Source organism: Rhizobium esperanzae (assembly GCF_014197615.1).
Taxonomy (GTDB): domain Bacteria; phylum Pseudomonadota; class Alphaproteobacteria; order Rhizobiales; family Rhizobiaceae; genus Rhizobium; species Rhizobium esperanzae_A.
Genome location: NZ_JACIFY010000002.1, coordinates 348,525 through 374,024, shown reverse-complemented (window position 1 = coordinate 374,024; position 25,500 = coordinate 348,525). Strand labels below are relative to the sequence as shown.

Sequence of the window (25,500 nt, the reverse complement as noted above, 5' to 3'; positions counted from 1 at the left end):
GTTAGCCGCTCCTTTTTTGATACTTGGCGACGTGCGTGCGTAGAGCGGCATTGATATCCGTCTGGTAGCCGCGACCGCCCGCATGGTCCTTGAACCAGTCCAGAATATCAGCATCCAGGCGGATGGTGACTGATTGTTTTAGCGGCCGGTACAAATTGCCCTTGCGAGCGAGGCGCCATTGTTCGTCGCGGATCTCAGGAATATCGCTGGTGTCGATATCCTCGTCGCGAAGGTTCTCCAGTGTCCGGAGTTCGGCCAGTTGCTCGTTAGTCAACGGTCGCTTGCTCATATCGTTTTCTTTCATGCGGCGTTGCCTTTCGAGCGCTGATCACTCGCATCGTCTCTTCATCCTCAGCATCATGGATGACATGGACGGCGACCAGTGCAGTCACTAAACCTATGACTCCGATCGCCATCCATCTTTGTTCGCCATCATAAACCGCGTCCGGAATGAGGAGATACTGGGGGTCATTTCAAATCAGACACGCTGTCGAAGGACACACCGTGCTTGGCCTTGTTGACGCGGTTCTTTTCGTCGTTCCATTCAAAGCGCGGCACGCCATATCCTACAAAATTGTACGTACAAATATGTAAGTTTCAAGTGGCTTGTCGATAAACAAAATCCGTCTTCCGATAGCCCTGGATATAGAGCAGCGCGGTCAGGTCGCCGTGGTTGATGCGCATCTGCGCTTCGGCAGCGACTGCCGGCTTGGCGTGGAGAGCGACGCCTGAGCCAGCGAGGTGCAGCATGCCGAGATCGTTGGCGCCGTCGCCGACGGCGATCGCATCGTTCGGCGAAATGCCGAGGCGCGCCGAAATTTCGTTCAGCGCATCGACCTTCGCCTGCTTCCCGAGGATCGGCTCGGCGACGAAGCCGGAGAGGATGCCGCCGTCTTCGAGCAGCGTGTTGGCGCGGTTCTCGTCAAAGCCGAGAGTGGCGGCAATTCGGCTGGTGAAGACGGTGAAGCCGCCGGAGACCAGCGCGGTGTAGTGACCTTTCGACTTCATGGTGGCGATCAGTTCCGGGCCGCCTGATGTCAGCGTGATGCGCTTGGCGATCACCTCATCGACGACGGATATCGGCAGGCCCTTCAGCAGGGCGACGCGCTCCCGCAAGGCAGGTTCGAAGGCGATTTCGCCGTTCATGGCGCGGGCCGTAATGGTCGCAACCTTCTCCTTCAGGCCGACTTCGGCGGCCAATTCGTCGATGCATTCCTGGCCGATCATGGTCGAATCCATGTCGGCGATCAGCAGCTTCTTGCGACGGGTCTCCTGCTCCTGGATGACGAGGTCGATCGGTACGCTCGCTATGACGGCAAGAATATTGGCTTCGGCCGCTTGCGCATCGGTGCCGTCACGCAGGGCGATATCGCAGGCGATGCCGTCGGCCAGCCAGTAGAGGCCGGAAGCATTGACCGCCTCGGCCGCCTGTTCGGCGATCTTGGGTGTCAGCACGGGATTTGACGGATTGGCAACAAGCGTGGCAACGAGGGCCATGATGGAAAACCTTCTGAGCACAGTGAACGCGATCCTGATAACCGGGCCGACCGCCAGCGGCAAGTCCGCGCTCGCCGTCGAATTGGCCAGGCGTCACGGAGGCGCGGTCGTCAATGCCGACAGCATGCAGGTCTACGACACGCTGCGGGTACTGACCGCACGCCCGTCGGAAGAGGAGATGCAGGGCGTGCCACATCATCTCTACGGACATGTGCCGGCGGGTGCGGCCTATTCGACCGGGGCCTGGCTGCGCGATGTCTCGGCGCTCTTGCCGAAGCTCAGGGCCGCCGGACAGCTGCCGATCTTCGTCGGCGGCACCGGGCTTTATTTCAAGGCGCTGACCGGTGGTCTCTCCGACATGCCCGAGATTCCCGGGGCACTGCGGGAAGAGTTGCGAACGCGGCTCGCGGAGGAGGGGCCGGACGGGCTCCATGCGGAGCTCGCCGAGGCCGATCCCGCCATGGCGGCAAGCCTCAACCGCCAGGACGGACAGCGCATCGTCCGGGCGCTGGAGGTGGTCAAAGCGACGGGGCGGTCGATCGCCGATTTCCAGGGGCGGTCAGGACCTGTCGTGATCGATGCCGCCGAGGCCCGCAAGATCGTCGTGCTGCCGGAGCGGGTCGTGCTGCATGCCCGCATCAACGGCCGTTTCGAAAAGATGCTGCGCGAAGGCGCGGAGGATGAGGTGAGGGCGCTGCTGGCGCTTAAGATGCCCACTGAGGCGCCTGTGATGAAGGCGATCGGCGTTTCGCAGGTCGCGGCGATGCTGAAGGGCGAGATGACCCGCGACGAGGTGATCGAAAAGGGAGCTGCGGCGACGCGGCAATATGCCAAGCGGCAAATGACCTGGTTCCGCAATCAGATGGACGAGAGCTGGGAGCGGCTGGCCATCTAGCAGGCCGCAATTCGTCAGCCGCCGCACTTGTGCTGGGCGTCGGGCAGGATCCAGCTTTCGCGCGTGCGGTCGTTGGTGACCAGGAACAACCGCCCGCTCTCATCGGGGCTGCAATCTCGATCGATCTCGACCAGGCACATGGTGACGGGATCGCCTGATTTCGAACCGATCAGCGCTTCCTCTCTGTTATAAGAGACCTGGTAGCCATCATTGGCATAGTCGATACCCGTGCCGCTGTCGAAGTCCGCATCCGTAGCCGGCGCACCGCCATTGTCGACACGGGGATGAACCTCGAGGACCGTCGTGGCCGCGCATTGCCCGACTTTTTCAGGGATCGCAGAGGTCTCGGGCAATCGGCTGCCTGTCAGGGATCGGGCCGAAATTCCTCCCATGAAATCGCTTTTGTCGGGCGAGATTTCCCAGAGGACGGCGAGATAGGCGCTTAGAATGCAGGATTTGTCGCCGCCGCAATCGTGCCGATCAGCCAGGAAATTGCGGGCCGTATGGACGATGTCCTCATCGGGCGATGCCTTTTTCGTTGCGGCATAACGTTCGTTGAAAAGTTCATCGAGGCGAGAAAGCGTGTTGTCGCCGCAGACGATCTTTTCGTCGGCGCTGCTCGCCTTGGAACAGTCGAAGCCGGCAGCTTCTGCGGCTGTGGTGAAAAGCATGCCGGCGCCGCAGACGACGATGATGTGCAAGATGGATCTCATGACGGCTCTCCCTGAAGGTCGGCAGTCTCCGATATCGTCATTGCGGATCGGTTACGATTTTCACGATTTCGGCGCAGCAAGCTTTCGTTCAGGCGGGGATTAGATCAGCAGCTTGACGAGTTCGCCGACTGCCGCCTGCAACTGCTCCGGCGGAAATCCGCCGAATCCGAGCATAAGGCCGGGGCGCGCCGGCTGCGCGGCATACATCCGTGAGATTGCGCGGACCGCGAGGCCGGCCGACAGGGCGCTGGCTGCGATTTTGACATCGTCGGCTCCTTCCGGCAGCCATAGGAGAATATGCATGCCCTGGTCGCTCGGTTGAACGCGGCATCCCTCAGGCAAGGCCTGCTCGAGTGCTGCCAGCAGGACGGCGCGCCGTTCGGCATAGAGTCCGCGGATGCGCCGGATGTGTGCTTCGAAGTAACCCTCCCTCATATAGGCCGCCAGAACATGCTGTTCCGATGTCGGCGAATGCCGGTCGAGAATGGCGCGGGCGCCGGCGAAGGCTTCTGCGAGCGGGGAAGGGGCGATGACATAGCCGAGGCGCAGCGCGGGAAAAAGCACCTTGCTGAAGGTGCCGAGATAGATGACACGTGACGGACGCAACCCCTGCATCGAAGGAAACGGGTGCCCGGCATAACGCAGTTCGCTGTCGTAATCGTCCTCGACGATCCAGGCGCGGTTTTGATCGGCCCAGGCGATCAGGGCATTGCGACGGGCCATACTGAGCGGCATGCCGATCGGATATTGATGTGAAGGGGTGACGAATGCGGCGCGCGCCTGGGGGTAGAGCTCGAGGCCGTGTTCCACGTTCATCCCCTGCGCATCGACCGGCAGACGGTGCGTCTTTACGCCGAGATCGTCGAGCACCGCCGTCAGGCCGGAATAGGCCGGGTCTTCGGCCCATACCTGATCGTCGCGGGACAGAAGGACCCGGCCCGCCATATAGAGGCCTTGCTGCGTGCCTGACGTGACGATGACCTGTTCCGGCTCGCAGCGGACGGCCCGCGCGCGGCGGACGTGGTCGGCAATGGCGATCCTGAGTTCGAGCACACCCATAGGGTCGTGGTAACCGGAGGGTGCGGCCTGTCTCGACGCGCGCACACGATTGCCGAGGCGGCGCCAGTTGTCGTCCGGCGCGATGCCGGAAGCCGGGACAGCGATGGCGAAGGGAACGGGTGGGTGAGGGGCAAGCGCACGGGCTATCGCCATCAGCCGGGCGGCCGGCGCAGGCAGGTCAATGGTATCAGCGGTCGGCGGCGCTGCCGGCGCAGGCGCGGGCGTTGTGTCCAGCAGTGCCGCGGCAACGCGGGTTCCTGCCCCGACCCGCGCTTCGAGATAACCTTCGGCGGTCAACTGATCGAACACTTCGACGACAGTGCCGCGGGCGATCTTCAGGGAGGCCGCGAGGCTGCGCGTCGAGGGAAGGCGTTCGCCCGGTCTCAGTTCGCCGCCGGCGATTGCGCTTCGGAGCGCCTGCGCCAGCTGGCGGCCGACATGGGCGGTTCGATCGATCGCATTGAGCGACGGGATTTCGATAGTGCTGCGCCGTTTGGACATAACTAAATGGTCTATAGGAATTCTCGGAAAATGGCGCTTCATGATGAACCAATTTTAAAGGAGAAGAAAGCGGATTGACGGGGGCCCCCAATCGGGGCCGTGCCCATGCGCCACCGGTTGAACTTCGGGAAAAAGCAGATGCAGGATCTTATCGTCGTCTACATCGCCTATGTGATCGCTGCCGGCAGCCCCGGACCAAGCAATATGGCGATCATGAACGTGGCGATGAGCCGGGGGCGCCGACCTGCGCTCGTCCTTGCCGCCGGGGTCGTTACCATGTCGACGTGCTGGGGTCTGATCGCGGTCACCGGCATCTCGACGCTGCTCGTGCGCTATGCCCATGCGCTGCTATTCCTCAAGATCGCAGGCGGCCTCTATCTTCTCTGGCTCGCCTGGAAAGCCGCCCGCTCGGCAGTTCGGGATGCGCCGGCAAGCGAGTTCGTCCGGCCTGCCGCTGAGTTTGGCGCGCTCTATCGTCGTGGGATTCTGATGCATCTCGGAAATCCGAAGGCGGTGCTCGCCTGGGTCGCGATCATGTCGCTCGGCCTCAAGCCCGGCGCTTCGCCTGAAACGGCTGTCATGGCTTTCGGTGGCTGCGTGCTGCTCGGGATTTCGATCTTCACGGGGTATGCCGTACTCTTCTCGACGGCGCCGATGGTGCGCGGTTATGCGCGTGCACGCCGCTGGATCGAGGGAAGTCTCGCATTGTTCTTCGCCGGCGCGGGATCGCGTCTCTTGTTTTCCCACTGATCGTTTTTCAGGATCGCATCATGTCTGCCACGTCTCCGTTTCATGGCCTCTCGGCCTTTCCGCCAACGCCTGCCGATCGGAATGGACGGGTCGATACCGAGGCCCTCGGCCGTCTGCTGGAACGCCTGTGCGACGCTGATGTCGCTTCCATCGGCCTTCTCGGCAGCACCGGGATCTATGCCTATCTCACGCGCGAGGAGCGGCTGCGGGCGGTCAGGGCGGCGGTCGAATGCGTGCGAGGGCGGGTTCCGATCCTCGTCGGCGTCGGCGCTCTGCGGACCGACCATGCCGAGGATCTTGCGAGGGATGCCGAAGCCGCCGGTGCGGATGCGCTTCTGCTGGCGCCCGTGTCCTATACGCCGCTGACCCAGGGCGAAGCCTACGAGCATTTCCTGGCGGTCACCAAGGCGGCGAAGCTGCCGCTTTGCATCTACAACAATCCCGGCACGACGCATTTCACCTTCAGCCGTGACCTCCTGCAGCGCCTGTCGGAGATCGAGACGATCAGGGCAGTGAAGATGCCTCTGCCGGTGGACGGCGATTTTGCCGGCGAGCTCGCGGCATTGCGGGAAAAGACCGATCTCGCGGTCGGATATAGCGGCGACTGGGGCGCAGCCGAAGCGCTGTCTTCAGGCGCTAGCGCCTGGTACAGCGTCATCGGCGGCCTGCTGCCGCGTACAGCCCTAGCCTTGACCAAGGCCGCGATGGCGGGCGAGGCCGGCGAAGCGCGCCGGCTCGACGATCTGCTCCAGCCGCTTTGGGCGATGTTCAAGGAATTTGGAAGCATCCGCGTGGTCTATACGCTGGCCGAACATCTCCTGGACGTCCCGGCAGAGCTTCCGCGGCCGCTGCTGTCGCTTGGGCCGGCGGAGCGGCAGCGCGTGCTCGAAGCCGCCCGGCCGCTGATCGCGCAGGAGCATCAATCCTTGTTGTAAAGGCTGCTCAGCGGTTTTTTCAGGATGCTTTCGCGCAGCGACGTCCCGGGCTCGCGGCGGGTGATTGCCGGCTGGTCGGTCGGCGGAGCGGGCCGGGGAAAGACCGGTTCTTCGCGGCGCATCTCGCGACGCAGCGCATCCAGCCGGGGATCTATGGCGGGCGGCGCGGCCGGGTCGAGGCGCGGCGCCTGCGGCAGCAGTTCGCGCCGGTAGGATTCGAGCGGTGCAGCAGATGGCGCAGGCGGGGCATAGGGCTTGTCGCGGAGATCTTCTTCGGCATCATCGGCCCCTTCGAAGCCCACCACGGATGCGGCCAGGCTCTGCTGGAAATTCGAAATGTCGGGTCCGACGGTTACCGCCCGCATGCGGGTGACGATCTTGCGCAGATCGACGCTATCCGGATCTTCCTCGCTGTGCTTGTTGTTGGCGTTGCTCGCCTTCGGCAGGAGGGTCTCGTCGACGCGGGAAAAGCGCATGCGCATCGGCACGCTGATCGCCTCGCCGAAGGCAATCGCCTCGCCGTTGCCGATCGAGGAGATGAAACTCGTCGTCGAGATCGACGAGTTCGGGATGGCCGAGCGGATGATTTCCTGGTCGCGGTCATTGGCAAGGCGCATGGCAAAGAGCGTCGAGCACTGTGACAGGATCGTCTGGTCGAGTTCGCCCGGCCGCTGGGTGATGATGCCGAGCGAGACGCCGTATTTGCGGCCCTCCTTGGCGATGCGGGCGATCGCCTGGCGCGTCGGCACGAAGCCGAGGCTGGGGTCGGAGGGGATGTAGCGGTGGGCCTCTTCGCAAACGACCAGCATGTGGATGGCGCCCTCGCTCCACAGCGCCACCTCGAAAGCCATGCGGCAGAGCACCGAGGCAACCGAATTGACGACCTCGGAGGGAATGCCGGCCAGTTGGAAGGTGCAGATCGGCCGGTTCTCGCCGGGGACCCGGAAGATCTGCGCGATGGTCTCGGTGATCGTGTCGCTGATCGTGTTGTTGGAGAACATGAAGTGATAGCGCGGATCGTTGATCGCGGCGATGAGGCGCATCTTCAGCGAGCGCAGGAAAGGCTTTTCCGCGCGGCCTTCCAGGCGGCCGATGCGTTCGTCGATCAGCGCCAGCAGATCGGCCATGCGGTAGGGAACCGGTGTATCGGCGGTGATCGAGCTCTTTTCCGTCGTGCGGCGCACCAGCGAATTGTCGCTGCCGCGGAAGGCGCGTTTGGCCTCCGGCATGATGTCGCGCAGCATGTCGAGTTCGTCCGGCACCGGCGGGCGGCCGCGAAAGACGACCTCGGCAAATTCTTCCAGCCGCATCAGCCAGAAGGGTAGGTCGAGTGTATCGGTGTCGATGGTGACGGCGTGGTTGGGAAAGGCGGCGGCGAATTCGTTGTGCGGATCGAGGATCAGCACCCGCAGTTTTGGATCTGCCGCGATCGCTTTGTGCAACAGCAGCGACACGGCCGTCGACTTGCCGACGCCGGTGGATCCGACGACGGCGAAGTGCTTGGAGAGCATCGAGGGGATGTGGATCGCCGCGTCGATGCTTTCGTCCTGCGTCAGCTTGCCGATGACGGCGGTCGTGCCCTCTCCGGCATCATAGATGCGCATCAGGTCGGCGGAGCGGATGCGGTGGGCGATGGCGCCGAGATAGGGATAACGCGAGATGCCGGTCGAGAATTCCTCGCTCCCGTCCTCGTCGACGCGGACTTCGCCGAGAAGCTCCGTCTCGATCTTGAAATAATTGTCCTCGCCTTCGCCCCAGGCATGGCTGCCGGTATTCATGGAGTAGACGAGGGCGACGACGCGGTTGCGGCCGACGCTGATCGAAATCAGCCGGCCGACGGACCAGAGTTCGGTGAGATCGGTGCCGCCCTGTTCGGCGACGGCAGCGATCGTCGCCCGCGATCCGCTGCATGCGACGACGCGGCCGAGAAAGCGATTTCCTGGCGCATGGCCATCGCGTCTATCGTGCTCGCCTGCCTTGCCAGACACGCGCAAGTCGTTGTTGAGCAACGGGCTACTCCCTGCAATAGGGGACAAGGATAAAGTCCATCCTTTAACAAATCCTTCAGCCTATGGATTTTCGGGGCTTGGGAGATTTCGGGAGGCTCGTGCGCGCAGGCAGTTTTTTATTGCGGCATGCGTTGACGCTGCGAAATTTTCTGTCTATCACTTCCGACCATGAAAATCGCAACGGCTCTTATCGTGGTGGGAAAGCGCATGGGCAGGATGGTGTAACCATCCGGCGGTAGCCACCCATGCGCTAGATGACAGGCTCCTCCGGGGCCTTTTTTTATGCCCGAAATTCGGGCTTCCGGCCACAAACGCAATCCCAGCATCAAACGGAAAAGACAGATGACCACGGACAATCAGGCGGCAGGCAATCGGATGACGGGAGCGGAGATCGTTCTCAAGGCGCTGAAGGACAATGGCGTCGAACATATCTTCGGCTATCCCGGTGGCGCGGTCCTGCCGATCTATGACGAGATCTTCCAGCAGGACGAGATCAAGCACATCCTCGTCCGCCATGAGCAGGGCGCAGGCCACGCGGCCGAAGGTTATGCCCGCTCCACCGGCAAGGTCGGCGTCATGCTGGTCACCTCGGGTCCGGGCGCCACCAATGCCGTCACGCCGCTGCAGGATGCGCTGATGGATTCGATCCCGCTCGTCTGCCTGACCGGTCAGGTTCCGACCCCGCTGATCGGCTCCGACGCCTTCCAGGAATGCGATACGGTCGGCATCACCCGGCCCTGTACCAAGCACAACTGGCTGGTCAAGGACGTCAACCAGCTCGCCGCCATCATTCACGAGGCCTTCCGCATCGCCCAGTCCGGCCGTCCGGGCCCCGTCGTCGTCGATATTCCGAAAGACGTGCAGTTTGCGACCGGCACCTACACGCCGCCCGCCGATTACGCGATCCAGAAGAGCTATCAGCCGAAGATCCAGGGCGACCTCAACCAGATTCATGCGGCGATCGAGATGATGGCGAATGCGCGCCGTCCGATCATCTATTCCGGCGGCGGCGTCGTCAATTCCGGCCCCGAAGCTTCCAAGCTGCTGCGCGAGCTGGTCGATCTCACCGATTTCCCGATCACCTCGACGCTGATGGGCCTCGGCGCCTATCCGGCTTCCGGCAAGAACTGGCTGAAGATGCTCGGCATGCACGGCTCCTACGAGGCGAACATGGCGATGCACGATTGCGACGTCATGGTCTGCATCGGCGCCCGCTTCGACGACCGCATCACCGGCCGTCTCAATGCCTTCTCGCCGAACTCGAAGAAGATCCACATCGATATCGATCCTTCCTCGATCAACAAGAACGTCCGCGTCGATATCGGCATTCGCGGCGATGTCGGCCATGTCCTCGAAGATATGGTCCGCCTGTGGCGGGCGCTGCCGAAGAAGCCGGAGAAAAACCGCCTGGAAGGCTGGTGGAGCGATATCGCCCGCTGGCGGGCGCGCAATTCCTTCGCCTATACGAAGAACAACGATGTCATCATGCCGCAATATGCGCTGGAGCGGCTGTTTGCGCATACCAAGGACCGCGATACCTACATCACGACCGAAGTCGGCCAGCATCAGATGTGGGCAGCACAGTTCTTCGGCTTCGAACAACCGAACCGCTGGATGACTTCGGGTGGCCTCGGCACGATGGGCTACGGCCTGCCGGCAGCCCTCGGCGTGCAGATCGCCCATCCCGAAAGCCTGGTCATCGACATTGCCGGCGACGCCTCGATCCAGATGTGCATCCAGGAAATGTCGACGGCGATCCAATACGATGCGCCGATCAAGATCTTCATCATGAACAACCAGTACATGGGCATGGTGCGCCAGTGGCAGCAACTGCTGCACGGCAACCGCCTGTCGCACTCCTATACCGAGGCGATGCCCGATTTCGTCAAGCTGGCGGAAGCCTATGGCGCGGTCGGCCTGCGCTGCGAAAAGCCGGATGAGCTCGACGACGCCATTATCGAGATGATCGAGGTCAAGAAGCCGGTCATCTTCGATTGCCGCGTTGCCAATCTCGCCAACTGCTTCCCGATGATTCCCTCGGGGAAGGCGCATAACGAAATGCTGCTGCCCGACGAAGCCACCGACGAAGCGGTCGCCAACGCGATCGACGCCAAGGGCCGTCAGCTCGTCTAAGACTTAATAATTGCGCATAATTCCTTTCCGAAAATCGTGGCCGATTTTCGGGGTTATGCGGCGAGAGGAAACCTAGGACCATGAACGCACACCTTCAGCCCACGGGCTCTGCCTATTTCATCTCACCGGAAACGACGGCGATCGAGAGCCATACGCTCTCGGTTCTCGTCGACAACGAGCCCGGCGTCCTTGCCCGTGTCATCGGCCTGTTCTCCGGCCGCGGCTACAATATCGAAAGCCTGACGGTCTCCGAGACCGAGCATCAGGCGCATCTGTCGCGCATCACTATCGTCACGCGCGGCACGCCTCACGTGCTGGAGCAGATCAAGGCGCAGCTCGAACGCATCGTGCCGGTGCATCGCGTCGTCGACCTGACGGTGCGCGCTCGCGAACTCGGCCAGGACCGGCCGATCGAGCGCGAGGTGGCGCTGGTGAAGGTGGTCGGCGAGGGCGAGATGCGTGCCGAGACGCTGCGCCTCGCCGACGCCTTCCACGCCAAGGTGGTGGATGCGACGGTCGGTCATTTCATTCTTGAAATCACCGGCAAGTCGTCGAAGATCGATCAGTTCGTGGCGATCATGAAACCGCTCGGCCTGATCGAGGTCTGCCGCACCGGTATTGCCGCTATGAACCGCGGCGCGCAGGGGATGTGAGTCCGCATTAGGAACGGAAACGGCACGGCATATCCTCTTCTCCCCAGCGGGGAGAAGAGGAAATCGCGAGCCGCTGGCGCTCACAGCATCTCCAGCGGCCTTTTCCCTGCCGGCGGCGGGAAGGCAATGTCCAGCGCCTCCCAGTCCTCATCGGTGATATCAAGCGAGATGCAGTCGCGGTTTTCGCGAACGCGTTCGGCATTGGAGGTCTTCGGGATGACGATGACGCCGTCGCGTGCGAGCAGGAAGGCAAGCGCCAGCTGGGCGGGCGTTGCCTGATAGGCCTTGGCGATGCGGATCAGTTCCGCATTGTGGAGGATATGTCCCTGCTCGATCGGGGAATAGGCCATGACGGGAATGTCGCGGCTCTGGCACCAGGGCAAAAGATCGAATTCGATGCCGCGGCGGGAGAGATTGTAGAGCACCTGGTTGGCGGCGACATTGCTGCCGTCGGGCACGCCGAGCAGTTCCTCCATGTCATCGGTGTCGAAGTTGGAGACGCCCCAGGAGCCGATCTTGCCGGATGCTTTGAGCATTTCGAAGGCGGCGACCGTCTCGGCGAGCGGATAGTTGCCGCGCCAGTGCAGGAGATAGAGATCGATACGATCGGTACGGAGCCGTTCGAGGCTGCGCTCGCAGGCCTCGACCGTGCCTTTCAGGCTGGCATTCCAGGGATAGACCTTGCTGGCGATGAAGACCTCGTCGCGCCGTCCCTTGATCGCCTCGCCGACGATCTCCTCGGCGCCGCCGTCGCCATACATTTCGGCGGTGTCGATCAGCGTCATACCGAGATCGATGCCGGCTCTGAGGCTTTGGATTTCGGCGCTCGCATGGCCGGCATCCTCGCCCATGGCCCAGCTTCCCTGGCCGAGTGCGGGCACTTCCGCGCCGTTCGGGAATGTGATCGATGGGATAGGGTCGTCCTGCATGGTCTTGATCCTAGAGCATGATGCCGAAAAGTGTGCGCGGTTTTCGGACGACATCATGCTCTAACTCTTTAATTGAGAACAGGATTCAGATTTTAGGCCAACGGGCCTAAAATCATCCTGTTCTCGACAGGAGATTGGGCTGTGCCGCTAACTTTCAAGTAATCCTGTCACCATGACAATGATGCAATGGCATCGGCGATTTAGGGCAATTATGCTGACCTAAATAAAGCGGGCTGCTGGAAAAGCCGGCTTCGGGAGGTCGCATGCCGCTGGATACGTTTCTCGCCCTCGTTCTGTTCGCCTTCACGACGTCGATCACGCCGGGGCCGAACAATATGATGCTCTTCGCCTCGGGCGTGAATTTCGGTTTCCGCAGGACGATCCCGCATATGTTCGGCATCGGTGCCGGGTTTTTCTCGCTGCTCCTCGGGGTCGGCCTCGGGCTCGGCGCGCTGCTGCATACGATGCCGGCGGTCTATACGGCGCTGAAATTTGCCGGCGGCGCCTATCTCGTCTGGATTGCCTGGAAGATCGCCTCTTCGCGGTCGCTCAGCGAAGGCAGGAGCGGCACAGAGCCGATGTCCTTTGTGTCGGCGGCGGCCTTTCAATGGGTCAATCCGAAAGCCTGGGTGATGGCGGTGACGGCGATGGCGACCTATACCAATCCGCAGCTTTATCTCGTCAGCGTGCTGATCGTCGGTCTGGCTTTTGCGGCGGTCAATGTTCCCAGCGTTTCGACATGGGCGGGTTTCGGCTCGGCGCTCCGGGAATGGCTTTCCGATCCCATACGGCTGAAATGGTTCAATATCAGCATGGCGGTGCTGCTGGTGGCGAGCCTCTGGCCGATGTTAAAATAGGCTGATCGACGGTTTCGTCAGCATCAGCCAGAGAATGCCGACGACGGCCGAAAAGGCCGGGAAGCCGCAGGCGAACCAGATGCGGTAGAGGCTGAAATAGGCCCGCGGCAAGGGGCTTGACGAGGCCACAGCGGCGCGGGCGAGATCGCGCAGCCGGATCTGGATCCAGACGACCGGCAGCCAGAACAGGCCGGTCAGGACATAAAGCAGCAGCGACAAGGCGATCCAGCCTTCCGACAGCTCCCAGCCGATAATGCGGGCGAGAAGATAACCGGTCACCGGCTGGAGAAGGGCAGCGGTCGCCGTGAAGACGGTGTCGGCGATGACGACGGTTGCGGCGACATGGGCGATCAGCACGGGATCACGCGTCCGGTGTGCCATCACCATGAAGAAGGCGATGCCGGCGCCGGTGCCGAAGAGCACGGTCGCACCGACGACATGGGCAAGCAGCAGCAATTCCTCGAGCATCAGCGTTCATCCAGGGTGGCAAGGGCCGTCAGCGTCAGCAGGATCGACGGCAGCACCTTGACGAGGACGCCGAGCGGATCGAGCCAGAGCGCCGGTTCGAGCAGACTGGCGCCGGTGAGATAGGCGACAGACACGGCCAGCATGCCGAGGAGGGCGCGTTTGGCGAGCGGACGGACAAGCACGGCGGTGCCGAGTGCCGCGTCGATCAGGCAGGTCGCAAGCGTCAACGTCGTTGCCGCCGCCTCGGGCATGAACGGCAGGAAGTGAGCCGATGTCTTCCCCAGCGCCAGCAGCGGGATCAGGCCGGAGAGCAGCCAGAAGGCGGAGAGGCCTGCTATGACGAGCGGCTTCAGGAGATAGAGGCGGGCAAACCAGAGATCCTGCACGCCGGAGGGATTGGCCGAGAGCGTTGCGGCCGCGGAGAGAGTCGTCAGGCCTGACGGTGGCGCGCGATCGATGCTGATACCTTCGGACATGACGGTCATGGCGGTGGAGCGTAGCGGCGAGCGCCAACCGACATGACCGGCCATATCCGCAAGCCATGTGACCGGCCTTGCAAGATCGGGCGGAATGGAAATGACTGGTGCATCCGGCAGGCCGAGCCAGGCGCGGTGGAGTTTGACGAGACTCGCGAGCGTGTGCCGTTCTTCGGTCGCCAGTTCGATATCGCTGCCGGAGGGGAGTGTACCAGAGATTGCGACTGAGACTGCGGCGGCGACATCTTCGACGGCCACGGTTTCGACCGGGCTGTCGGCATGGATGAGTGGCAGGAAGAGGGGGAAAGTAGCAAGGGAACGCAGCAGTGCCGTGCCGCCGTGGGCGTTTCGGCCGAGCACTAGCGCTGGGCGCAGTATCACGTAGGGGATGCCGCTTGCGGCAAGCGCCAAGTCGGCGGCGCGCTTGGTTGCTAAAAAGGGCTGGTCACGACCGGCGCCGTCAGTGCGCGCCGATATCTGGACGATCAACTTCACGCCGGCCATGCGCGCTGCTGCCTGCAGCGCGATCATCGCGCTTTTCTGCGTGGCGGCAAGGTCGTCAAAGAGGCCGTCCTGCAAGGCGCCAGCGCTGTTGACGACAATCTGCTGGCCTTCAAGCACCGACGTCCAGTCGGCCGCAACAGTCATCTTAGCCAGATTTGCGCTGATCCAGCGGATGTCGGGTTGACGGAGGCGCGCTCGGTCGGGATTACGGCCAAGCCCGGTGATGACGTGACCATCCTCTAGCAATCTTGCCGCGACCGCCGAACCGATAAAGCCTGTAGCACCGAGAATGAGGATATTCATAAGGAGGTTACCGAAAAATCGGAAATGGTCTTTTTGGGGTCAGGAGCCGTCGTCATGCTCGGCAAGGACAATAGATGTTGACCCTGATGCCTCAAGCAATTTTACGCGGATCGATTTTTGCCATGGGAACGGCGCATTCGGTGACGATCTGCGCCGCCAGCAGCGGCTCTATTGCTTGCTCGTCGATTGCGAAAGCAAGCTCGATCGCCATGCCGATCGCCAACGGCCGCCGTCGGACCGGGACATGGTTCATATCCAATACATGCAGAGCGATCGGCCAGAGGCGCCTGACGTAGCTGATGGGCAGGGCGCCGGGCTGGTCGCCATCGGTCAGCCGTGGCTTACCGAACTGCGGATCGCCGATGGTGGCCGCGACATGGCGAAACGTATCGAGGACCGTCTCCTGCGACAGAACCGCGCCCTGGTTTCCGGCGGCGCTATAGGTGAGCGCCAGCAGTGAATCATGGCTTTCAAGCAGGAAGGCATTCGTCAGATTGCCCGAGTAAAAGCGAGATCCATCCCTTGTTTCAATGATGATGAGATCGGCGCCGTCGCGGCATTGTCCTGCTTCAGCCACATTGAGGGCGGCAAGAACACAGGAGAATCCGCCGATTGATCCGAGCGCCGCCAGTAGATCGATCTTCCGAAAACGGCCGTCTTGGGCCATTTGCTGATGGATCCGGTCGAGGAGCGAGCGGGCCACGAGCCTCGGGCCATGCAAAGGATTGGTGGCTTCGTGCCGACGTGGATCGTCCCGCACAGCGCTTTGCGCATGGGTGTCCATTTCCTCCGGCTGAGGGGAGGCGGAAGAGGCGTGCGGAGTGGTTCTTCGGCCGAATGTCGGAGTTTTCATGCGGTGCAATCTGATGATGAAGCCATTAACGTTTGGTTATGTCGGCGGAGCGAAAGATGGTTTGCTTAACCAATCCCTATTCGCCAGGCCTCCTCTTGACGGGAAACGCACTTGGCGGCCGTCCGGCCAGCGCCTAAGATCAGGCAACCTATTCGGGAGGGCGTTATGCGGCACAGAGAAGATCATGCGGATCATGACCACCACCGCCACCATCACGACAATCACTATTCCGACATGCAAGCCCGCGTCAAAGCGCTGGAAACGCTGCTGACGGAGAAGGGGTTGATCGATCCGGCGGCGATCGATGCGATTGTCGAGACTTACGAGACGAAGGTGGGGCCGCGTAACGGCGCGCATGTTGTCGCCAAAGCCTGGAGCGATGCCAACTTCGCGGACTGGCTGAAACGCGATGCGACCGCGGCGATTGCCAGTCTCGGTTACACCGGCCGGCAGGGCGAGCATATGCGCGCCGTCTTCAATACGCCCGACACCCATAACCTCATCGTCTGCACGCTCTGCTCCTGTTATCCCTGGTCGGTGCTCGGCCTGCCGCCAGTCTGGTACAAGGCGCCGGCCTATCGCTCGCGCGCCGTCATCGACCCGCGCGGCGTGCTTGCCGAATTCGGGCTGGTGCTGACTGAGGAGAAGAAGATCCGCGTCTGGGATTCGACGGCGGAGTTGCGTTATCTCGTCATCCCCGAGCGGCCCAAGGGTACGGAAGGCATGGACGAAGCCGCATTGGCCGGTCTCGTCAGCCGCGATGCGATGATCGGGACGGCTGTTGCAGGCAGCCCGGAGGCTCTGTCATGAACGGACCGCATGATCTCGGCGGGCAGATGGGTTTCGGGCCTGTCGCGCCCGAGAAGGACGAGCCCTATTTCCATGCCGAATGGGAAAAGCGGGCGCTCGGCATCACGCTTTCCTGCGGCGCTTTCGGGGCCTGGACGATCGATGAAAGCCGGCATGCGCGCGAAAATATTCCGCCCGCCGATTATCTCGCGGCGAGCTATTACGAGATCTGGATCCGTGGCGTCGAAACGCTGCTCGAACGGCACGGCTTTGCGACGCGCGAAGAGCTTTCCAGCGGGCAGAAGCTGCAGGCGGGCTCCACGCCGAAGCGGGTGCTGAAGGCGGAGATGGTGCCGGCGGCTCTGGCCAAAGGCGGGCCTTGTGATCGTCCTGTCGAGGCCGCTCCGCTCTTCGTGGTCGGTGAGACGGTTCGGACGAAGAATTTCAATCCGGCCACCCATACGCGTCTGCCGCGTTATGCCAGGGCCAAGACCGGCATCGTCGAAGCTGTGCAGGGTTCCTTCGTCTTTCCTGACGACAATGCCCATGGCAAAGGCGAAAACGCGCAATGGCTTTATACCGTCGTCTTCGACGGCACGGAGGTGTGGGGCGAGGGCACGGACCCGTCACCGTCACTGACGGTCTCGATCGATGCATGGGAGAGCTATCTTGAGCGTGTGTGAAAACCCCTCTCAGCTCTCGCAATCGCCTGATCTGCCGAAGTCGCCGGAGGGCGATCCTGTTTTCCCTGAGCCCTGGGCGGCGGAAGCCTTCGCCATGACTGTGCAGCTGCACGAAAAAGGCCTTTTCACCTGGAGCGAATGGGCTGCCTCTCTCTCGAAGGAATTGCATCAGCCAGGTCGAGCGGAAGACGGCAGCGATTATTTCGACCGCTGGGTGGTGGCCCTTTCCGCACTCCTGGTCAGTCGCGGCGTGGCGGATGCCTCCGTCATCTCAGATCTGCAGAAGAGCTGGCAGCGGGCGGCCGAGGCGACGCCGCATGGCAAGCCGATCGAGCTTGCCAATGATCCGTTGCGAAAATCATGACGGGAACTGCCGGTAGCACTCCTCGGCCACCGCGCGCAGCGTTTCGCGGGAGATTTCGCCGGTGACGGCGTAGCCGAGTTCGCCGTCGATCCAGTAGAAGGTCTCGACATTGCCCGAGGAGGCGAAGCGGAAGCTGGTCGTGCGGTTTTCGGCGTTGCGGCCGACCAGGACGGTCAGGCGTTCGCCGGTCTGGTTCTCGTACATGAACATGGCGCCCGGTCGACCGTCGACCGGCAGCAGGCGGCCGCCGACCAGCTTGAAGCCGAGCGGCTGCAGGCTCGGGATTTTGAGGTTTTCGATTGCCAGGCGCTTGCCGAGCCAGGTGGCGAGGTGGGCCTCCTCGTCGGCAAAGACCTCGACGGGATGGCGAACTTCGGCGGCATAGACGGCAAACGCCGTCTCAGCCTGTTTCGGCAAGGTTTCGGAGCTGGCAAGCTGCAGTTCCGGCTTTTCCAGAAGGGAGGGGCCATAATGGCCGCTGACGGCGCCGAGCGCGAAGACGAGAAGGGCCGAGGCGGCGATCGCCCAGCCTTTGCGCTTTGACGACACGCTGTGCGGGGGAATGACGAGCAAGGGATCGATGTCTTTTGCCTTTTCATAACCTGAAAACAGCGACCGGATGCCCGTGTTCTGCGCCTGCCATTCGGCGACCATCGTCGCCTCGTCGGGATTGTCGGCGAGGTAGGCTTCGATGCGCGCGCGGGCCGTTTCCGGCAGTTGGCCGTCGGCATAGGCGTGGAGATCGGCTTCGGTGACGATCGGGTCGGCTTCGTTCATTTCGGTCTCCGAAGCGTAATGACGTTGTCGGCCTTCAGCCGCTCGGCGACGCGCTGGCGGGCGCGCGACAGGCGGGACATGACGGTGCCAATCGGGATATCGAGGGCGGTGGCGACCTCGCCATAGGTATATCCCTCGATGACCACGAGCATCAGCACGGCGCGGTGCTCCTCCGAAAGGCTGTTCAGTGCGTTGTCGAGCCGCGCGCGTTCCAGCGGATCGACCGGCGGTTCGGGTGCGGCGATATCGGCCGCGGCGTCGAACTCGACGAGGCCGTCGCGCGCCTTGCCGCGCCGGCCGTTGCGATAGAGATTGGTCATGATGGTCAGGACCCAGCCGCGCAGGTTGAGGCCGCGCCACTGGCCGCGGCGCGTCAGAATCTTCTCGACGCAATCCTGGAGCAGGTCCTCGCCATCGGCATCCGAGCGCGTCAGGCTGCGCGAATAGCGCCTGAGCGAGGGCAGGAGGGCCAGGATCTGGCCCTCGAAACTGTCGGGTGCGGGTGTTTTCACGCCAGCCGTTCTCTTTTGATCGAGGCCTGTGCCATCAAGGCCCCCGTGATCAAGGTTTGGCGAGTTCCCAGTTGCCGCCGACGCCGTCGCCGGTGATGTCGCCGGCCTTCTTGTCCTTGACCCAGTAGTAGAGCGGCATGCCGTCCTTGGCCCATTGCTTCTTACCATCCTTACGGTCGATGATCGAATATGCACCATCGGCCTTGGCATCGGAAGCGGCCATCAGCGGTGGCCAGTTCTTGGCGCAGTCGTCGTTGCAGTTGGAAACGCCCTTGGCGTCCTTTTTGAAGGTGTAGAGGGTCATGCCGTTTTCGCCGGCCAGCACCTTGCCCTTGGCGGATTCGACTTCCTTGACGGGAGCGGCTGCAAAAGCAGCGGTCGCGGCAAGGGCGGCGGCAGCCACGACGGACAGGAATTTCACGGATGTCATGATGTCTCTCCTTGGGTTGGGCACGCAATACTGCGATACCGGAGATGAGACACGGGACGAGGCGATTTTATTCCCGGCTGAGCGAAAGTTTTTCGCGGAAAATGGCGGGTTGCGGCGAGGCACACCGGGATGCGATCTGCTCGACGAAGGTGGACGTCTTCGCTGTCGCCGCCGGTTATTTACATCATGCTGATTTGCGGATATTCTATATCCTTAATTTGGTTCGCCGAACCAGCCATTACGAGTTGCTGAATGATCCTGAAAAGCCAGGTCGAGTGGGCGCTGCATTGTTGCGCCGTTCTCGCGGGCCTGCCCGAGGGCAGGTATCTCTCCACCAAGGCGCTCGCCGAGCTTCATGGTCTGCCGAAGGAATATCTCTCCAAGGCGCTGCAAAGCCTTTCGCAAGCCTCGCTCGTCGATACCACGCTCGGCCCGAGCGGCGGCTACAGGCTTGCAAGATCCTCCTCCGAGATCAATTTCCTCGACATTGTCGAGGCGGTCGAGGGAAAGGCGCGCAGCTTCACCTGCACGAATATCCGGGAGAACAATCCGTGCCGGCCAGCAGGCTATTGCGACAGCAAGCCTTGCGCGGTTGCACGCGTCATGTGGGAAGCTGACGAGGCCTGGCGCGATACGCTGAGGCGCGTGCGGCTCTCCGATCTCGTCGGCACCTTGTCCGAGGAGGTGCCGGCCGATATCTGGCAAAGCACGTTCCAATGGGTGCTCCAGCGTGCCGGCTGATCACGCCCTGAAAATGGTCCTGATGGTCTTCAGGATGGCGTGCGCGTTGTGAGCTTGTTCCGCAGGCCGGGCTGTGCCGTCGCGGAAGCGTTCGGCGCGGCCGGCGAGGGCTTCGGCGATCTCTTCGGCCAAAGCGGGGCGTTCGGTGAGCAGCGGCGCGAAGGCCTCCTGGTCGATTTCATAGACCGTCACCGGGGTCAGGGCCTCCAGGGCGCAGACCTCCTGCATGCCGGCAAGAAGGCCGGTCTCGCCGAAAAAATCGCCTGGCGCAAACCGCCCGCGCTCTTCGCCTTCGCGCCGCGCCACGATGATGCCGGCGCGCACCATCATCAGCGAGGGCAGCATCTCGCCCTCCCGCACGATCACATCGCCTTTGCGGAACTGCCGGACCGTGGTGGTCTCGGCGAGCTTCTGCTTCTCATCCGCCTTCAGTGTCGCAAAGACCGGAATGGCTTCGATCAGCGCAAGCGGCGTAACGCTCGGCGGCCTGGCGTTTTCTTCCGTCGGCAGATCGGTGGTCAGGACATTGGCCGCGGGTGGAACGGCCAGAAGCAGGCCGGCGGATTTGCAATGGCGATAGACGAGATCGAGCACCTCGTTTCGCGCCGGCACGCGCTGGCTGGGGCTCGTCACCCGGAACTGCAGCTCGACTTCGAGCGCGGTGGCATCCAGCCCCTTCAGCGCCACGACGGGCGGCGGCTCGCGCACGATCGAATTGCAGCTCGTGAGAGCAGAGAGCATGATCTGGCGGATCGATGCTGGCATCCGCGTCGGGGCGATCCGGATGGTAAGGATCAGCAGATGCGTCTCATCCGGCCGGCTGACATTGGTCAGGCCGAGTTTCGCCAGAAAGCTGTTCGGCAGGACGACGATATTGTTTGCGCTGGTCAGGATGTGTGTCGCGCGCCAGTTGCTTTCGACGACGCGCCCTTCCGTGCCGTCGCTCAACAGGATCCAGTCGCCGATGACATAGGGCCGGCCGAGCGTCAGCGCGATGCCGGAAAAGACGTCGGCGAGCGTGTTCTGGAGCGCCAGACCGAGAATGATGGCGACCACGCCCGATGTCGCGACGAGGGTTCCGATCGGCACGCCGAAAACGAAGGCGAGGATCGAGAGCGCCATGCCGATATAGACGACGCCGATGACGAGATCCTGGAGCAGGCGGGCCTCCCGAGGGCTGCCCTCCAGCACCAGATACAGCCTGATGAAGCCGATGACGGCCCATGCCAGGTGAACCCACCAGAGCGATTTCGCGAGAACGACGAGCAGGGCCTGCGGATCTTCCGAGTCATATCCCTGAAACCGGTGAGGCTCGATGCCGCTGCCGACGATGATCAGCGTCATCAGGCCAAAGAACAGGATCTGCACCACCAGCCGCGTCGTCGGCCGCTGGCGGGAGAGCAGATGCCAGACAACGATGCCGGCGAAGCCGACTATTATGAGCGATATCAGAGGCTTGCCGAAGAGCGCGTCGTAGATCATCTCTCTCTGTCTCCGGGAGGGCGGGCGGCACATGATTGAGCATGTCGGCCACCCGCGCAAGCGGCGGGCTCTGCGCGGGCAACTATTTGCGGAGCGTCAGTTCTGCAGCGGGAAGGTCAGTTCCTTCTGATTGGTGTCGACGACGAAGACGGCGAGCAGGCGGGCGGGCTTGGTCTCGCTGCCGTTGGCGCTGGCGCCATGACGGTCGCCCGGCATTTCCGAGAAACTCTCTCCGGCCTGATAGACCTTGACCGGCCCGTCATTGACCTGGCTGCGGATCGATCCTTCGAGCACGGTGGCGTAGATGAAGGCCGTGTCCGGGTGGGTATGGCCTTCGGAGAAGCCACCCGGGCCGTATTCGACCAGCACGCCCTTGATGCTCTTGCCCGGCACGTTCGGCAGTTCGTGCTCATAGACAAGCGTCACCTTCGCGGACTTGCTGCTGTCGTTGGCGGCGGCGCCGGTGGCTGTGAGAAAGGCGAGGGCGGCGGCGATGATCGATGCTCTGATCATGGGGATCTCCTTTGTTGCTGGGGTGAAGAGGATGTGCTCGGGCGGAGCGTCCTGAGACAAGCAAATCACTTCGACTGGGCTGATTTGGCGAACCACTCTTCGAAGGTGATCGAACCGAGCCGCGGATTGTCATCTGAGACGAGCGACTGATCGTTCAGTCTCGCGCCGAAATATCGCGCCTCGGCATCGGCCTCGACGGTTCTCGAGTCTTTTGTCGCCTTCAGGTAGCGGGCGACGAGTTCGCTGAGGCGGGCCCGTTCCGGACCTGCTATCTCGACCGTGGTGTTGGCAGGAGCTGAGAGCGCCACGTCGGCCATGGCGTCGGCCACGTCGTCGGAAGCGATCGGCTGGACATAGGCCGGCGACAGGCGGACCGTCTGGCCGACAGTGCCGGATTGGGCGATGCCGTTCAGGAATTCCATGAACTGCGTCGAATGCACGATGGTATAGGGAATGCCGGACTGTTTGATCAGCTTTTCTTGGGCGAGCTTGCCGCGGAAATAGCCGCTTTCCTGCAGGCGCTCGGTGCCGACGACCGAAAGGGCGATATGGTGCTTGACGCCTGCGGCCTTTTCGGCGGCGAGAAGATTGCGTCCCGAGGTCTCGAAGAATTCGAGCACGGCCTTGTCCTCGAAAGAGGGCGAATTGGCAAGGTCGAGCACGACTTCGGCGCCGGCAAGCGCTTCCGCCAACCCTTCTCCGGTGATCGTGTTGACGCCGGAGTTCGGCGAGGCGGCGATCACCTCATGGCCGCGCTTGCGCAGGCGTTCGACAGTCTTCGAACCGATGAGGCCGGTTCCGCCGATGACGACGATTTTCATAATGGATCTCCCTTCGCTGCCGGGCTGCGGCAGCGTCAAAACTGAATCTTCTCAATGAATTGCGAGGGTTAGTTCAGACCGGCCTTATCGAGGCCGTAGGCCTTGTCGGCCGTGCCGGGCACGGTCTTGAAGCCGACATTGACGCGGTTCCAGGCATTGATGGCCATGACGACGAAGGTCAGGTCGGAGATTTCCTTCTCCGAAAGCTGGCCGCGAACCTGTTCGTAGATCTCGTCGGGAACACCGCCCTCGGGAAGTTTCGTCAGGGCTTCGGTCCAGGCAAGGGCTGCGCGCTCGCGGGGAATGAACAGGTTCGATTCCCGCCAGATGGCGACGTGATAGATCCGCAGCTCGCTCTCGCCATGGATCTTTGCCTGCTTCACATGCATGTCGAGGCAGAAGCCGCATCCGTTGATCTGCGAAGCCCGGATTTCGACGAGCGCCTGCAGCTTCTCGTCGATCACGCTGCTCTTCAGTGCCATGCTGAATTCCATGAATTTCTTGAAAAGCTCGGGGGACTGCTGGGCGTAGTTCAATCGCTGGGTCATGTCTTTCTCCTCTGATTAAGGATATTTAATATCCTTATGGATAAAATATATCCGTAATTGCTGGACTGTAAAGCCATTCTCACCTAGTCTGGCGGCATAAAGCCTATGCGCAAAAGTATGAGGGGGCTGTCATGGATATCGTTTCGGCATTGCGGACCTTTCAGCGCGTCGTGGAGACGGGCTCGTTTTCAGCCGCCGCGCATGATCTCGACGTGACCCAGCCGGCGGTCTCGCGGCAGGTCGCTGCACTCGAAGGCCATTTCAACACGCGCCTTCTGCATCGCACGACGAGCGGCCTGTCGCTGACGGCGGAGGGGGAACGAATGCTGCCGATGGCGCTCAGGATTCTGGAAGCGGTGGAGGAGCTTGGCGATGCCACCGGATCGGATGGAGCGGTCGCTTCGGGCAAGGTCAGGCTCAGCGTTCCGGCACCGCTCGGCCTCTATCTAAGCGAGAGGCTGGGCGATCTTCTAGCTGCCCACCCGAAGCTCTCGGTCGAGCTGCTCTTCAGGGAGCAGAGTTCTCACATGATCGAGGAGCGCCTGGACCTCGAAGTGCGCCTTGGGCCGGTCGCCGACAGCAGCCTCGTCTGCCGGCGGATCGGCTGGACGACGGCCTTCCTCGTCGCCTCTCCCGCCTATCTCGCACGCAGGGTGGCGCCGCGCGCTCCGAAGGATATCAAGGACCATGAATGCCTGTGCTACGGCAGGGCAGGCGAGGCCAACATATGGTCCTTCTCGAACGGCTCGGAGGACATGACCGTCCGGATCTCGCCGCGGCTGACCGCCTGCAACGCAGTCGCCATTCACAGGGCCGCCCTTGCCGGCGCGGGCCTCGCGGTGCTCTCCCACATCATCGCCATGCCCGACATCGCCGCCGGCCGGCTCATCCCGGTGATGAAGGATTTCCAGCCGAGCCGGCTGCCGGTCACCGTCGTCTATCCCTCGCGACGCAACATGCCGCTGCGCGTCAAGACTGTTCTGGATTTTCTGATGAATGCGATGGCGCAGGATCCATTCATGTGCGCAAGCGGCGCGGACCGGGGCTGGAACGGATGAGAGCAGGGATCTGCCGCCACGGCCCTGGCGCATCAGTTTCCGCCTTGCCTAAGTCAGGCGAATCCTGCCAAGTCATGCAATCATGCAATTTGCGCCGCAACAAGACGAAGCCCTCAAGGCTGTTTCGAAATGGCTGAACGAAGGGCGCTCGCCGCTTTTTCGCCTGTTCGGCTATGCCGGAACCGGCAAGACAACGCTTGCCCGGCATTTTGCCGAGAATGTCGATGGCGACGTGCTGTTTGCCGCCTTCACCGGCAAGGCCGCGCAGGTGCTGCGCTCACGCGGCGCTTCCAACGCCAAGACCATCCATTCGTTGATCTATCGCCCGCGCGGCGAGGAGGCGGTCGAAGACGAGGAAACCGGCAAAACCTCGATCGCGCCGATGTTTGCGATCAACCGGCAGAGTCCGGTCGCGAAAGCGGCGCTGATCATCGTCGACGAATGCTCGATGGTGGACGAGGCACTCGGCAAGGATCTGATGAGCTTCGGCACGCCGATCCTGGTGCTCGGCGATCCCGGCCAACTGCCGCCGGTTTCGGGCGGCGGCTACTTCACCAATCAGGATCCGGATTACCTGCTCACCGACATTCACCGCCAAGCGCGCGACAATCCGATCATCAAGCTCGCCATGCAGGTGCGCGAAGGCAATGAGATCATGTATGGCGACTACGGCACGGCCAAGGTGATCTCGAAGAACGAGGTGACGCAGGATCTCGTGATGAAAGCCGATCAGGTGCTCGTCGGCACCAACCGGACGCGGCGCCGCTACAATCAGCGCCTGCGCGAGCTGAAAGGCTTCAATGCCGATTATCCGCAGACCGGCGACAAGCTCGTCTGCCTCCGCAACGATCCGGCCAAGGGCTTGCTCAACGGCTCGCTCTGGCAGGTGATGACCTCGTCCAAGGAAACGACCAAGCCCGGCATCAATCTGCTGGTGCGTCCCGAGGACGACGACATGGATCGCGGGGCGGCGAAGATCAAGCTGTTGAAGCAGGCCTTCGAGGATGTCGAAGGCGAGATCCCGTGGAATACCCGCAAACGCTACGACGAGTTCGACTACGGCTATGCGCTCACCGTTCACAAGGCGCAGGGTTCGCAGTGGGACGACGTCGTGCTGTTCGACGAGAGCTGGGCCTTTCGTGATACGCGGGAACGCTGGCTCTATACCGCGATCACGCGCGCGGCGGAGACGCTGACGATCGTTCGCTGAGCGGATTGGCGGGGAAGCGACGGTGGCGGCCGTCGGG

Annotated in this window: 29 protein-coding genes; 12 read left to right on the top strand and 17 right to left on the bottom strand. The window is 62.4% G+C overall.

All coding sequences use genetic code 11. The annotated features are described in order from the left end of the window. Position 1 precedes the first annotated feature (1 nt). The 3 genes from GGD57_RS04440 to serB all read right to left on the bottom strand — a co-directional run bounded on the left by GGD57_RS04440 (position 2) and on the right by serB (position 1,497). Complete coding sequence (locus tag GGD57_RS04440) at positions 2 to 304, bottom strand: BrnA antitoxin family protein (RefSeq protein WP_281423717.1); 303 nt, start codon at positions 302 to 304, stop codon at positions 2 to 4. Continuing rightward, a complete protein-coding gene (locus GGD57_RS29445) occupies positions 267 to 416 on the bottom strand; it encodes a hypothetical protein (RefSeq protein WP_348645951.1) in 150 nt (49 codons plus the stop codon). The genes GGD57_RS04440 and GGD57_RS29445 overlap by 38 nt, the downstream gene beginning before the upstream one ends. Before the next feature lie 181 nt (positions 417 to 597). Further along, entirely contained in the window at positions 598 to 1,497 is a 900-nt protein-coding gene (gene serB, locus GGD57_RS04430; protein ID WP_184467206.1) for a phosphoserine phosphatase SerB, read from the bottom strand. On the opposite strand from serB, the gene miaA reads away from it, so the two are divergent. After that, positions 1,496 to 2,392 carry a tRNA (adenosine(37)-N6)-dimethylallyltransferase MiaA gene (gene miaA / locus GGD57_RS04425; protein WP_184467204.1) on the top strand — a complete coding sequence of 299 codons (897 nt, stop codon included), beginning with the start codon at positions 1,496 to 1,498 and terminating at the stop codon, positions 2,390 to 2,392. The genes serB and miaA overlap by 2 nt on opposite strands. Positions 2,393 to 2,406: 14 nt before the next feature. On the opposite strand, the gene GGD57_RS04420 is transcribed toward miaA, so the two are convergent. Continuing rightward, a complete protein-coding gene (locus GGD57_RS04420; protein ID WP_184467202.1) occupies positions 2,407 to 3,105 on the bottom strand; it encodes a lysozyme inhibitor LprI family protein in 699 nt (232 codons plus the stop codon). A 99-nt stretch (positions 3,106 to 3,204) separates the two neighbouring features. Next, positions 3,205 to 4,665, bottom strand: a complete 1,461-nt coding sequence (locus GGD57_RS04415) for a PLP-dependent aminotransferase family protein (protein WP_184467200.1) — start codon at positions 4,663 to 4,665, stop codon at positions 3,205 to 3,207. A gap of 138 nt (positions 4,666 to 4,803) precedes the next feature. Between GGD57_RS04415 and GGD57_RS04410 the strand changes: the two genes are divergently transcribed. Further along, positions 4,804 to 5,415: a LysE family translocator gene (locus GGD57_RS04410; protein ID WP_184467198.1), complete on the top strand. Its 612-nt coding sequence runs from the start codon at positions 4,804 to 4,806 to the stop codon at positions 5,413 to 5,415. A gap of 20 nt (positions 5,416 to 5,435) precedes the next feature. Then, a complete protein-coding gene (locus GGD57_RS04405; protein WP_184467196.1) occupies positions 5,436 to 6,350 on the top strand; it encodes a dihydrodipicolinate synthase family protein in 915 nt (304 codons plus the stop codon). Here GGD57_RS04405 and GGD57_RS04400 read toward each other — a convergent pair. Then, the gene (locus GGD57_RS04400; RefSeq protein WP_184467193.1) at positions 6,335 to 8,359 is read right to left on the bottom strand and encodes an ATP-binding protein; all 2,025 of its coding nucleotides are present in this window, start codon (positions 8,357 to 8,359) and stop codon (positions 6,335 to 6,337) included. The genes GGD57_RS04405 and GGD57_RS04400 overlap by 16 nt on opposite strands. 342 nt (positions 8,360 to 8,701) lie before the next feature. Here GGD57_RS04400 and GGD57_RS04395 point away from each other — a divergent pair, with 342 nt between their 5' ends. After that, on the top strand, positions 8,702 to 10,492 hold the full coding sequence (locus GGD57_RS04395; protein WP_184467191.1) for an acetolactate synthase 3 large subunit: 1,791 nt from the start codon (positions 8,702 to 8,704) through the stop codon (positions 10,490 to 10,492). A gap of 80 nt (positions 10,493 to 10,572) precedes the next feature. Continuing rightward, on the top strand, positions 10,573 to 11,145 hold the full coding sequence (gene ilvN / locus GGD57_RS04390; RefSeq protein WP_184467189.1) for an acetolactate synthase small subunit: 573 nt from the start codon (positions 10,573 to 10,575) through the stop codon (positions 11,143 to 11,145). Positions 11,146 to 11,225: 80 nt separating this feature from the next. Here ilvN and GGD57_RS04385 read toward each other — a convergent pair whose 3' ends face one another. Then, complete coding sequence (locus GGD57_RS04385) at positions 11,226 to 12,074, bottom strand: aldo/keto reductase (RefSeq protein ID WP_184467187.1); 849 nt, start codon at positions 12,072 to 12,074, stop codon at positions 11,226 to 11,228. 263 nt (positions 12,075 to 12,337) lie between these two features. Here GGD57_RS04385 and GGD57_RS04380 point away from each other — a divergent pair, with 263 nt between their 5' ends. Continuing rightward, positions 12,338 to 12,931 carry a LysE family translocator gene (locus GGD57_RS04380; RefSeq protein WP_184467185.1) on the top strand — a complete coding sequence of 198 codons (594 nt, stop codon included), beginning with the start codon at positions 12,338 to 12,340 and terminating at the stop codon, positions 12,929 to 12,931. Here GGD57_RS04380 and GGD57_RS04375 read toward each other — a convergent pair. The 3 genes from GGD57_RS04375 to GGD57_RS04365 form a co-directional block, all read right to left on the bottom strand. Continuing rightward, positions 12,923 to 13,399 (bottom strand): DUF2269 family protein, encoded by a 477-nt coding sequence (locus GGD57_RS04375; RefSeq protein WP_184467183.1) that lies wholly within the window; start codon positions 13,397 to 13,399, stop codon positions 12,923 to 12,925. The genes GGD57_RS04380 and GGD57_RS04375 overlap by 9 nt on opposite strands. Next, positions 13,399 to 14,682, bottom strand: coding sequence for an SDR family oxidoreductase (locus GGD57_RS04370; protein ID WP_184467181.1), 1,284 nt, complete (start codon positions 14,680 to 14,682; stop codon positions 13,399 to 13,401). Before GGD57_RS04370 ends, GGD57_RS04375 begins: the two co-directional genes overlap by 1 nt. A 91-nt stretch (positions 14,683 to 14,773) precedes the next feature. Next, positions 14,774 to 15,466 carry a hypothetical protein gene (locus GGD57_RS04365; protein ID WP_184467179.1) on the bottom strand — a complete coding sequence of 231 codons (693 nt, stop codon included), beginning with the start codon at positions 15,464 to 15,466 and terminating at the stop codon, positions 14,774 to 14,776. Between the two features lie 234 nt (positions 15,467 to 15,700). Here GGD57_RS04365 and nthA point away from each other — a divergent pair, with 234 nt between their 5' ends. The 3 genes from nthA to GGD57_RS04350 are packed head-to-tail and all read left to right on the top strand — an operon-like array spanning position 15,701 to position 17,371. Next, positions 15,701 to 16,345 carry a nitrile hydratase subunit alpha gene (gene nthA / locus GGD57_RS04360; RefSeq protein WP_184467177.1) on the top strand — a complete coding sequence of 215 codons (645 nt, stop codon included), beginning with the start codon at positions 15,701 to 15,703 and terminating at the stop codon, positions 16,343 to 16,345. After that, positions 16,342 to 17,007, top strand: a complete 666-nt coding sequence (gene nthB / locus GGD57_RS04355; RefSeq protein ID WP_184467175.1) for a nitrile hydratase subunit beta — start codon at positions 16,342 to 16,344, stop codon at positions 17,005 to 17,007. The genes nthA and nthB overlap by 4 nt, the downstream gene beginning before the upstream one ends. Continuing rightward, entirely contained in the window at positions 16,994 to 17,371 is a 378-nt protein-coding gene (locus GGD57_RS04350) for a nitrile hydratase accessory protein (protein WP_184467173.1), read from the top strand. Before nthB ends, GGD57_RS04350 begins: the two co-directional genes overlap by 14 nt. Here the strand turns inward: GGD57_RS04350 and GGD57_RS04345 are convergent. From GGD57_RS04345 to GGD57_RS04335, 3 genes are read right to left on the bottom strand one after another with little or no spacing between them, the layout of a single operon-like run. After that, a complete protein-coding gene (locus GGD57_RS04345) occupies positions 17,366 to 18,148 on the bottom strand; it encodes an anti-sigma factor family protein (protein ID WP_184467171.1) in 783 nt (260 codons plus the stop codon). The two genes, GGD57_RS04350 and GGD57_RS04345, sit on opposite strands and share 6 nt — an antisense overlap. After that, positions 18,145 to 18,660, bottom strand: coding sequence for a sigma-70 family RNA polymerase sigma factor (locus GGD57_RS04340; protein ID WP_184467168.1), 516 nt, complete (start codon positions 18,658 to 18,660; stop codon positions 18,145 to 18,147). The genes GGD57_RS04345 and GGD57_RS04340 overlap by 4 nt, the downstream gene beginning before the upstream one ends. Before the next feature lie 49 nt (positions 18,661 to 18,709). Continuing rightward, the gene (locus GGD57_RS04335; RefSeq protein WP_184467166.1) at positions 18,710 to 19,090 is read right to left on the bottom strand and encodes a COG4315 family predicted lipoprotein; all 381 of its coding nucleotides are present in this window, start codon (positions 19,088 to 19,090) and stop codon (positions 18,710 to 18,712) included. Between the two features lie 252 nt (positions 19,091 to 19,342). Between GGD57_RS04335 and GGD57_RS04330 the strand changes: the two genes are divergently transcribed. Further along, positions 19,343 to 19,831: an RrF2 family transcriptional regulator gene (locus GGD57_RS04330; RefSeq protein WP_184467164.1), complete on the top strand. Its 489-nt coding sequence runs from the start codon at positions 19,343 to 19,345 to the stop codon at positions 19,829 to 19,831. Here the strand turns inward: GGD57_RS04330 and GGD57_RS04325 are convergent, their stop codons facing one another. The 4 genes from GGD57_RS04325 to GGD57_RS04310 all read right to left on the bottom strand — a co-directional run bounded on the left by GGD57_RS04325 (position 19,832) and on the right by GGD57_RS04310 (position 23,195). Beyond that, on the bottom strand, positions 19,832 to 21,313 hold the full coding sequence (locus GGD57_RS04325) for a cyclic nucleotide-binding domain-containing protein (protein ID WP_184467162.1): 1,482 nt from the start codon (positions 21,311 to 21,313) through the stop codon (positions 19,832 to 19,834). It abuts the gene before it with no gap. Between the two features lie 96 nt (positions 21,314 to 21,409). Further along, the gene (locus GGD57_RS04320) at positions 21,410 to 21,826 is read right to left on the bottom strand and encodes a cupin domain-containing protein (protein ID WP_184467160.1); all 417 of its coding nucleotides are present in this window, start codon (positions 21,824 to 21,826) and stop codon (positions 21,410 to 21,412) included. Between the two features lie 65 nt (positions 21,827 to 21,891). Continuing rightward, on the bottom strand, positions 21,892 to 22,647 hold the full coding sequence (locus tag GGD57_RS04315; protein ID WP_184467158.1) for an SDR family oxidoreductase: 756 nt from the start codon (positions 22,645 to 22,647) through the stop codon (positions 21,892 to 21,894). 68 nt (positions 22,648 to 22,715) lie between these two features. Next, complete coding sequence (locus GGD57_RS04310) at positions 22,716 to 23,195, bottom strand: carboxymuconolactone decarboxylase family protein (RefSeq protein WP_184467156.1); 480 nt, start codon at positions 23,193 to 23,195, stop codon at positions 22,716 to 22,718. Positions 23,196 to 23,326: 131 nt separating this feature from the next. Between GGD57_RS04310 and GGD57_RS04305 the strand changes: the two genes are divergently transcribed. After that, on the top strand, positions 23,327 to 24,253 hold the full coding sequence (locus tag GGD57_RS04305) for a LysR family transcriptional regulator (protein WP_184467154.1): 927 nt from the start codon (positions 23,327 to 23,329) through the stop codon (positions 24,251 to 24,253). Between the two features lie 82 nt (positions 24,254 to 24,335). Continuing rightward, a complete protein-coding gene (locus GGD57_RS04300) occupies positions 24,336 to 25,463 on the top strand; it encodes an ATP-dependent DNA helicase (RefSeq protein ID WP_010069524.1) in 1,128 nt (375 codons plus the stop codon). Positions 25,464 to 25,500: the final 37 nt, after the last annotated feature.

Excerpts from the sequence above, each read along its gene's own strand:
- GGD57_RS04440 (WP_281423717.1), bottom strand. The coding sequence starts at position 304 with ATGAAAGAAAACGATATGAGCAAGCGACCGTTGACTAACGAGCAACTG.
- GGD57_RS29445 (WP_348645951.1), bottom strand. The coding sequence starts at position 416 with ATGGCGATCGGAGTCATAGGTTTAGTGACTGCACTGGTCGCCGTCCAT.
- miaA (WP_184467204.1), top strand. The coding sequence starts at position 1,496 with ATGATGGAAAACCTTCTGAGCACAGTGAACGCGATCCTGATAACCGGG.
- serB (WP_184467206.1), bottom strand. The coding sequence starts at position 1,497 with ATGGCCCTCGTTGCCACGCTTGTTGCCAATCCGTCAAATCCCGTGCTG.
- GGD57_RS04420 (WP_184467202.1), bottom strand. The coding sequence starts at position 3,105 with ATGAGATCCATCTTGCACATCATCGTCGTCTGCGGCGCCGGCATGCTT.
- GGD57_RS04415 (WP_184467200.1), bottom strand. The coding sequence starts at position 4,665 with ATGTCCAAACGGCGCAGCACTATCGAAATCCCGTCGCTCAATGCGATC.
- GGD57_RS04410 (WP_184467198.1), top strand. The coding sequence starts at position 4,804 with ATGCAGGATCTTATCGTCGTCTACATCGCCTATGTGATCGCTGCCGGC.
- GGD57_RS04405 (WP_184467196.1), top strand. The coding sequence starts at position 5,436 with ATGTCTGCCACGTCTCCGTTTCATGGCCTCTCGGCCTTTCCGCCAACG.
- GGD57_RS04395 (WP_184467191.1), top strand. The coding sequence starts at position 8,702 with ATGACCACGGACAATCAGGCGGCAGGCAATCGGATGACGGGAGCGGAG.
- ilvN (WP_184467189.1), top strand. The coding sequence starts at position 10,573 with ATGAACGCACACCTTCAGCCCACGGGCTCTGCCTATTTCATCTCACCG.
- GGD57_RS04385 (WP_184467187.1), bottom strand. The coding sequence starts at position 12,074 with ATGCAGGACGACCCTATCCCATCGATCACATTCCCGAACGGCGCGGAA.
- GGD57_RS04380 (WP_184467185.1), top strand. The coding sequence starts at position 12,338 with ATGCCGCTGGATACGTTTCTCGCCCTCGTTCTGTTCGCCTTCACGACG.
- GGD57_RS04375 (WP_184467183.1), bottom strand. The coding sequence starts at position 13,399 with ATGCTCGAGGAATTGCTGCTGCTTGCCCATGTCGTCGGTGCGACCGTG.
- GGD57_RS04370 (WP_184467181.1), bottom strand. The coding sequence starts at position 14,682 with ATGAATATCCTCATTCTCGGTGCTACAGGCTTTATCGGTTCGGCGGTC.
- GGD57_RS04365 (WP_184467179.1), bottom strand. The coding sequence starts at position 15,466 with ATGGACACCCATGCGCAAAGCGCTGTGCGGGACGATCCACGTCGGCAC.
- nthA (WP_184467177.1), top strand. The coding sequence starts at position 15,701 with ATGCGGCACAGAGAAGATCATGCGGATCATGACCACCACCGCCACCAT.
- nthB (WP_184467175.1), top strand. The coding sequence starts at position 16,342 with ATGAACGGACCGCATGATCTCGGCGGGCAGATGGGTTTCGGGCCTGTC.
- GGD57_RS04345 (WP_184467171.1), bottom strand. The coding sequence starts at position 18,148 with ATGAACGAAGCCGACCCGATCGTCACCGAAGCCGATCTCCACGCCTAT.
- GGD57_RS04335 (WP_184467166.1), bottom strand. The coding sequence starts at position 19,090 with ATGACATCCGTGAAATTCCTGTCCGTCGTGGCTGCCGCCGCCCTTGCC.
- GGD57_RS04330 (WP_184467164.1), top strand. The coding sequence starts at position 19,343 with ATGATCCTGAAAAGCCAGGTCGAGTGGGCGCTGCATTGTTGCGCCGTT.
- GGD57_RS04325 (WP_184467162.1), bottom strand. The coding sequence starts at position 21,313 with ATGATCTACGACGCGCTCTTCGGCAAGCCTCTGATATCGCTCATAATA.
- GGD57_RS04320 (WP_184467160.1), bottom strand. The coding sequence starts at position 21,826 with ATGATCAGAGCATCGATCATCGCCGCCGCCCTCGCCTTTCTCACAGCC.
- GGD57_RS04315 (WP_184467158.1), bottom strand. The coding sequence starts at position 22,647 with ATGAAAATCGTCGTCATCGGCGGAACCGGCCTCATCGGTTCGAAGACT.
- GGD57_RS04310 (WP_184467156.1), bottom strand. The coding sequence starts at position 23,195 with ATGACCCAGCGATTGAACTACGCCCAGCAGTCCCCCGAGCTTTTCAAG.
- GGD57_RS04305 (WP_184467154.1), top strand. The coding sequence starts at position 23,327 with ATGGATATCGTTTCGGCATTGCGGACCTTTCAGCGCGTCGTGGAGACG.
- GGD57_RS04300 (WP_010069524.1), top strand. The coding sequence starts at position 24,336 with ATGCAATTTGCGCCGCAACAAGACGAAGCCCTCAAGGCTGTTTCGAAA.